Raw genomic sequence first — 6,639 nt, 5'->3', positions numbered from 1 at the left:
TCTCCAGGCGCTTGATATAGTTCTCCAGATTCTCCCGCCGGGCGCCGGGCCGGGCGGCGGAAATGGCGTCGGCCGCCTGGACGATACAGGCCACGATGGTACGGGGCTCCACATCGTTGTGGTGGGCCTCGATGGCGTGGATCACATCCTCATTCTCCCGGTACTTCCGGGCCAGCTCCACGCCGATCTGCACGTGGGAACCCTCCACCTCATGATCAATGGACTTGCCCAAATCGTGGAGCAGGCCGGCCCGCTTGGCCTGGGTCACATCGGCGCCGATCTCGGCGGCGATGAGTCCCGCCAGGTGGGACACCTCGATGGAGTGGTTGAGCACGTTCTGGCCGTAGCTGGTGCGGTAGCGCATGCGGCCCAGCAGCTTGATCAGCTCGGGGTGCAGGCCGTGGACGTTGGTCTCAAACACCGCCCGCTCGCCCTCGGCTTTGATGGTGGCGTCCACCTCCCGCTTGGCCTTCTCCACCATCTCCTCAATCCGGGTGGGGTGGATGCGGCCGTCCTGGATCAGCTTCTCCAGGGCGATACGGGCAATTTCCCGGCGGACCGGGTCGAAGCAGGAGACGGTGATGGCCTCCGGCGTGTCGTCGATAATCAGATCCACCCCGGTCATGGTCTCCAGGGTGCGGATGTTGCGGCCTTCCCGGCCGATGATGCGGCCCTTCATCTCGTCATTGGGCAGGGGTACCACACTGACGGTGGCTTCCGCCACATGATCGGCGGCGCAGCGCTGAATGGCCAGGGACAGAATCTCCCTGGCGCGGGTGTCGGCCTCCTCCTTGAACTGGGCCTCAATCTCCCGCACCTTCATGGCCGACTCGTGGGTGACCTCCTCAGCCAGCTGCTGGATCAGGTAGTGTTTGGCCTCCTCGGCGGTAAAGCCGGAGATCCGCTCCAGCACCTCCATCTGGGTCTTCTTGACAGTGGACACTTCCTCCCGGGCCTGGTCCAGCTCGGCCAGCTTGCGCTGCAGGGTGTCCTCCTTCTTCTCGATATTTTCGGTTTTGCGGTCCAGGTTTTCTTCCTTCTGCTGGAGCCGCCGTTCCTGCTTCTGCAGGTCGGCCCGGCGCTCCTTCACCTCGCGCTCATACTCGTTGCGGGCCTGGAGAATTTCCTCCTTGGCCTCCACCAGCGCCTCCCGCTTCTTGCTTTCGGCGCTTTTGATGGACTCGTTGATGATACGCTTGGCCTCCTCCTCCGCGCTGGAGATCTCCTTTTCGGCGACCTTCTTGCGCCACTGGATACCGGCGGGGAAGCCTATGGCAAGTGCGACCACCGCGGTGATCACACAGGCGATGATTGTCTGCATCAAGGTTGAAACACACCTCCCTTTCTTGAATTTTCAAAGTTCGATTTGGCATATTGATGGATGCGGCGGGCATGATTTGTCCAAACCGCACAAAAACCGAAGAACGTACCCCTCGTTCTTCAAAATACTACACCTAGACTATTTTAAGTCCTAATGGCTCCATCTGTCAAGGAAATTCGTATACGCACAAAAATCCCCGGACCCGCTGGGGTCCGGGGAAAAGCGCGCTCAGCCGGTCTGGGCGGGGAGGGAGTCGTCCTCCCGGATCCAGTCCTCCACGTGGACCACGGAGTAGTCCGTCCTGGTGTTGCGGATGACCACCCGCTGGATACCGGCGTTGATGATGAGCCGGCGGCACATGGAGCAGGAGGTGGAGCCGGGGATCAGCTCCCCGGTGGCCGGATTCACGCAGGCCATGTACAGGGTGGCGCCCAGCGTCTCGCTCCGGGCAGCGGAGATGATGGCGTTGGCCTCGGCATGGACGGAGCGGCACAGCTCGTACCGCTCCCCGGAGGGGATGTTCAGGGCCTCCCGGGTGCAGTAGTTGAGATCCACGCAGTTTTTCCGGCCTCGGGGGGCGCCGTTGTAGCCGGTGGCGATGATCTCATCGCTTTTCACCAAAATGGCCCCATAACGGCGCCGCAGGCAGGTGGCCCGCTCCGCCACGGTCTGGGCGATATCCAGATAGTAATTTTCCTTGTCAATGCGTCCCATGCCCGGTCCTCCCCGCTTTTTTTCCAGTATAACGGCTTTTTCTTCCGGACGCAAGGGGATTTTCCCACTGAATTCACACATTGTTTACGTTTCCTTCCTTGACGAAAAAAGCCCCAGGCGGTATCATAAGATTCAGAAAAATGTAAGATTTCCGGCTGAAGGAGAGGACCACGGCTCATGCTCATGAATTTTTTCCGAAAATTGATGTACGGGCGGTATGGCAGCGACCAGCTCTCCTTTTTCCTCCTCATCACCTATGTGATTCTGATCCTGCTGTCCGGCCTGCCCCATCTGGGCGCTCTGTCCTGGGTGGCACTGGTGGTGCTGCTGTGGGACGTGTACCGTATGTTCTCCCGGCGGTTTGACCGCCGCCGGGCGGAGAACGCCCGGTTTCTGGCCCTGGCCGGCCCGGCCATCCGCTGGGTGAAGATGCGCCGCACCATCCACCGGGACAAGGAACACCGCTATTTCAAGTGTCCCAACTGCGGGCAGTATCTGCGGGTTCCCCGGGGCAAGGGGAAGATCACCATCAGCTGCCGCAACTGCGGCGCCAGCTTTGAGGAGCGGAGCTGAGGCTTTGCGCGCCTTTTGCAGCTTTTTGACCGAGAGCGGGTGAACGAATGAGACAGTGTATGGATGCCGGCAATCTCCACCGCCGGCTGCGGAAGATCATCGGGCAGGTAAACGCCATTGACCGGATGGTGGACGAGGACGTACCCTGCGAGGAGCTGCTCATGCAGATCAACGCCGCCAAGAGCGCCCTCCACAAGGCGGGGCAGGTGGTGCTGGAGGGACATCTCAACCACTGTGTCCGGGACGGCATCGAGCACGGGGATGCGGACAAGACCATTTCGGAATTTGCCAAGGCCATTGAGCACTTCTCCCGCATGAGCTGAAAGGAGTTGTACCCATGGAAGAGAAGATCCCTGTTTTAGCCCGGAGAAAGCTGTTCAGCACCACCTCCGCCCAGGAGGTGGGGAAGATTCGCGCCACCCTCACCGAGGCGGGCATTCCCTTCCACATCGGCCAATCGGATATGACCCCGCCTGTGGGGGTCCACGGTGCTCTGAGCCTTCATACCGACGCACCTCTCCCCGCTTACGAGTATACCTTCTATGTCCACAAGGATGACCTGGAACTGGGACAGACCGCTCTGGCCGGGAGCCTGGACTAAACAAGACCAGAAAAAGCGAGACTGCCGAAAAAGGCACAGGTGCCTTTTTCGGCAGTCTCGTTCCTTCTTACGGCCAGAGGGGATGATAGCTGCTGTATGTATCGCCCAGCCTGGAAAACTCCGCCAGAGGACACACATACTCCACACCGTCCCGGACAAAGCCTGCCGACAAGGTGAAGCCAGACAGCAGGGAGAGGTCCTCGTCTTCCATCCGGGCGGTGTATACCCCGGGAACCGCCGGGTCCATGACGGCCTGCGCCCGTTTGGGGTCCCGTCCCTCCCTGACCATGAGGAAAAAGACCTCCGGCACCTCCTCCGGATCATGCCGGGCGGTGGTCACCTGAAATTCTGCCGTCCACCCCGCCGAGGAGACGGAGAGAACTTCATATCCCCAGTCGGCCACCAGTTCCGCGGGGTCCGGCCCCTCTGCCTGGCTTTGGAGGGCGGCCACCTGCTCCTCCAGGGCCGCGATACGGGCTTCCTGCCGGATCCCCAGCACCGCCAGGGCCGCCGCCGCCAGCACCACCGCCAGGACCCATACTGCCCTGGCACGCCGGGCGGGCGGGGCCTTTGCCGCCGGACCTTCCACCTGCAAAAGCTCATTCAGACTGATACCGAAGAGCTTGGACAGGGCGATGAGCTTGTCGGTATCGGGTACCGCACCGTCGGCCTCCCACTTGCTCACCGCCTGGCGGGACACCCCCAACCTGTCCCCCAGCCCTTCCTGGGAGAGTCCCAGTTTGGCCCTGCCACTCTGAATCCGCTGCCCCAGCGTCATGGACGCCACCTCCTTTTCCTGTCTTTATCCTAGCGGATTCCCCGCCGGATGGCAAGGTCCAGCCCTTTCCATTTTGTCAACCGGCGGTTGACAGGGAGCATTTTCCTGTTTTGGGGAACAAATCATCACAAATCCTTACAATTTTTGATTTTCCATTTACGGTTTGGCCGTCCGATGCTAAAATGAAACCACAGGCCGGGTATGCTCCGGCCCTTCATCCGTTCCATGAAAAGGAGTTTTTTATGAAAAAACGACTGCTGACCGGGCTGCTGGCCGGGCTGCTGATCCTCAGTCTCAGCGCTTGCACCCACGACGACCCGACGCCGTCCGCCTCTCCCTCGCCGGAGAGTCTGCCCTCCGCCGTACCCTCCGCCACCCCGGCGGTCACCGCCACGCCCGCGCCCTCCCAGCCGCCGGTATGGGGGGATCAGGCCTTTGCCCGCACCTTCACCGCCGGGGACGGCACCACCGTGCTCACCGTCCACTATGTGCTGCCCATGGTGCAGAATACCGACGCCTGCGCCGCCGGCACCGCCATCAACGATTGGTACAAAAGCCTTGGCTCCTCCCTGCTGGCCAGCGCGGAGGACAATTACGAGGCCGCCGTCTCCGACTATGAGGTGTCCAAGGCCGCCGGCTATTCCTTTACCCCCACGGCGGAGGAAATGAACTACGAGGTCACCTATGCCGACAGCATGGTATACAGCATCCGCCGCACCTGGAGCATTACCGGCGGCAGCCCCTATCCCAGCACCTTTTTCCTCTCCGAGCACTTTGACTCCATGACCGGGATCAAGCTGGGCTTTGCCGACCTGTTCTCCGATGCGGACACGGTGCAGAAGCGGGTGGTAGCCGCCTTCCTGGAGCAGGAGGAGATCGTGGCCGGGCAGTTTACCGAGGCCCAGATCATCGCCGTCTACCAGCCGGAGAACTTCTGCCTTACCCAGGAGGGGTACACCTTCTGGATTCAGGGCAACGACCTGCCCGCCCTCCACAGTCCGGTGGAAATCACCCTGTCCTATGACAGCATGAAGGATGTGAGCCTCCATGGATAAACCCGCTGAACAGCAGATCCACCGTCTGTCCATTGAGGGATACGCCAGCGACGGCTGCGGCGTGGCCCGGCTGGAGGGCATGGTGGTCTTTGTCCAGGGGGGGATCCGTGGAGAGGTGTGCGACGTGCGCCTCACCCATGTGGGCCGCTCCGCCCTGTGGGGAAAGGTGGCGGAGGTGATTGTCCCCTCTCCCGCCCGGATTGTTCCCGACTGTCCCCATTATCCCCGGTGCGGCGGCTGCCAGTTCCGGCACATGGACTACAGCCAGGAGCTGGAGGCCAAGCACACCCGGGTGTATGACGCCCTCACCCGGCTGGGGGGCGCGGAGCATCTGGAGCTGCCCCCGGTGCTTGGCTCCCCCAGAGTGGACCGCTACCGGAACAAGGCCCAGTTCCCCGTGGCCGGAGGACCCCGCATCGGCTTCTACCAGAACCGGACCCACCGGGTGGTGGATGTCCCCGACTGTCTGCTCCAGAGCCAGGCCGCCGGCCGGCTGCGCCAGGCGGTGAAGGAGTGGATGACCGCCTGGCGCATCCCCGCCTATGACGAGAAAAGCCGCCTGGGCCTGGTACGCCACGTGTATGTACGCACCAACCGCCGGGGGGAAAGTCTGTGCTGCCTGCTGGTCAATGGCCGGGGCGTCCCCCGGGAGCACGAACTGGTGTCCGCCCTCCGCTCCTCGGAGCCCCGCCTGATCGGCGTGGTGCTGGGCAGCAACGAGAGTCACAGCAACGTCATCCTGGGGGAGCGCTACCGCACCCTTTGGGGGCAGGACTTCCTCTTTGACCAGCTGTGCGGGCGCACCTTCCGGCTGTCAGTCCCCTCCTTCTACCAGGTCAATCCCGACCAGGCGGAGGTGCTCTACGCCAAGGCCCTGGAGTTTGCCCAGCTGACCCGCGGGGACACCGCCCTGGACCTGTACTGCGGCATCGGCACCATTTCCCTGGTGCTGGCCCGGCAGGCGGGGATGGTGTGGGGGGCCGAGGTGGTCCCCCAGGCGGTGGACGACGGGGTGGAAAACGCCCGGCGCAGCGGGGTGGACAACGTCCGATTCCTGTGCGGCGACGCGGGGGAGGCCGCCCGGCGGCTGGCCGCCGAGGGCGTAAAGCCCGCAGTGGTGTGCGTGGACCCGCCCCGCAAGGGGCTGGCGGAGGATGTGGTGGACACCGTTGCCGCCATGGCGCCCCGCCGGGTGGTCTATGTCTCCTGTGACCCCGGCACCCTGGGCCGGGATGTAAAGCGCTTTGCCGGGCGCGGCTACGCCCTGACCCGGGCGGCGGCGGTGGACCTGTTCCCCCGCACCGCCCACGTCGAGACAATAGTGTTGCTACAAAGAGAAACCTTGTAGAAATCCTTAGATTTAGGCACTTTTCCCGCCATGTGGTGTTTGACGCAGAGGGTGATAAATTCCGCAATAAGCGTATTGAGGACTATATCACGGTTTCGGTAGTTATTGATATGGAGTGTGGGAACACAAAAAACTAAATAGTTGACTGAAAAGGACATCGTGCAAGCGATGTCCTTCAGTCTGTCGAAAAACCCGTTTCATGCTTGATGCATGACCGGGTTTTTCGCATATATCGGCCAGAATAGGAGG

Annotated in this window: 8 protein-coding genes; 5 read left to right on the top strand and 3 right to left on the bottom strand. The window is 62.1% G+C overall.

The window, feature by feature from the left end; all coding sequences use genetic code 11:
• On the bottom strand, positions 1-1,321 hold a 1,321-nt coding region (gene rny, locus Q0J74_RS09760), incomplete at its 3' end, for a ribonuclease Y (protein ID WP_297214020.1).
• Between the two features lie 228 nt (positions 1,322-1,549).
• A complete protein-coding gene (locus Q0J74_RS09755) occupies positions 1,550-2,035 on the bottom strand; it encodes a deoxycytidylate deaminase (protein WP_297214017.1) in 486 nt (161 codons plus the stop codon).
• A gap of 177 nt (positions 2,036-2,212) precedes the next feature.
• Between Q0J74_RS09755 and Q0J74_RS09750 the strand changes: the two genes are divergently transcribed.
• From Q0J74_RS09750 to Q0J74_RS09740, 3 genes are read left to right on the top strand one after another with little or no spacing between them, the layout of a single operon-like run.
• Positions 2,213-2,608, top strand: a complete 396-nt coding sequence (locus Q0J74_RS09750) for a hypothetical protein (protein ID WP_297214014.1) — start codon at positions 2,213-2,215, stop codon at positions 2,606-2,608.
• Between the two features lie 47 nt (positions 2,609-2,655).
• A complete protein-coding gene (locus Q0J74_RS09745) occupies positions 2,656-2,931 on the top strand; it encodes a metal-sensing transcriptional repressor (protein WP_297214011.1) in 276 nt (91 codons plus the stop codon).
• Between the two features lie 14 nt (positions 2,932-2,945).
• Positions 2,946-3,209, top strand: coding sequence for a hypothetical protein (locus tag Q0J74_RS09740; RefSeq protein ID WP_297214008.1), 264 nt, complete (start codon positions 2,946-2,948; stop codon positions 3,207-3,209).
• Between the two features lie 67 nt (positions 3,210-3,276).
• Here the strand turns inward: Q0J74_RS09740 and Q0J74_RS09735 are convergent, their stop codons facing one another.
• Positions 3,277-3,987: a helix-turn-helix transcriptional regulator gene (locus Q0J74_RS09735; protein ID WP_297214005.1), complete on the bottom strand. Its 711-nt coding sequence runs from the start codon at positions 3,985-3,987 to the stop codon at positions 3,277-3,279.
• Positions 3,988-4,229: 242 nt separating this feature from the next.
• Between Q0J74_RS09735 and Q0J74_RS09730 the strand changes: the two genes are divergently transcribed.
• Positions 4,230-5,042: a hypothetical protein gene (locus tag Q0J74_RS09730; RefSeq protein WP_297214002.1), complete on the top strand. Its 813-nt coding sequence runs from the start codon at positions 4,230-4,232 to the stop codon at positions 5,040-5,042.
• Positions 5,035-6,390, top strand: a complete 1,356-nt coding sequence (gene rlmD, locus Q0J74_RS09725; protein ID WP_297213999.1) for a 23S rRNA (uracil(1939)-C(5))-methyltransferase RlmD — start codon at positions 5,035-5,037, stop codon at positions 6,388-6,390. Before Q0J74_RS09730 ends, rlmD begins: the two co-directional genes overlap by 8 nt.
• The last annotated feature ends 249 nt before the right edge of the window (positions 6,391-6,639 follow it).

The organism is uncultured Flavonifractor sp., from assembly GCF_944387675.1.
Lineage (GTDB): Bacteria > Bacillota > Clostridia > Oscillospirales > Oscillospiraceae > Flavonifractor.
This window is presented reverse-complemented; position numbering and strand designations above follow the sequence as displayed.

What these genes read in the sequence shown, in the direction of transcription:
- Q0J74_RS09740 (WP_297214008.1), top strand. Translation starts at nt 2,946, where the DNA reads ATGGAAGAGAAGATCCCTGTTTTAGCCCGGAGAAAGCTGTTCAGCACC.
- rlmD (WP_297213999.1), top strand. Translation starts at nt 5,035, where the DNA reads ATGGATAAACCCGCTGAACAGCAGATCCACCGTCTGTCCATTGAGGGA.
- Q0J74_RS09745 (WP_297214011.1), top strand. Translation starts at nt 2,656, where the DNA reads ATGAGACAGTGTATGGATGCCGGCAATCTCCACCGCCGGCTGCGGAAG.
- Q0J74_RS09755 (WP_297214017.1), bottom strand. Translation starts at nt 2,035, where the DNA reads ATGGGACGCATTGACAAGGAAAATTACTATCTGGATATCGCCCAGACC.
- Q0J74_RS09735 (WP_297214005.1), bottom strand. Translation starts at nt 3,987, where the DNA reads ATGACGCTGGGGCAGCGGATTCAGAGTGGCAGGGCCAAACTGGGACTC.
- Q0J74_RS09750 (WP_297214014.1), top strand. Translation starts at nt 2,213, where the DNA reads ATGCTCATGAATTTTTTCCGAAAATTGATGTACGGGCGGTATGGCAGC.
- Q0J74_RS09730 (WP_297214002.1), top strand. Translation starts at nt 4,230, where the DNA reads ATGAAAAAACGACTGCTGACCGGGCTGCTGGCCGGGCTGCTGATCCTC.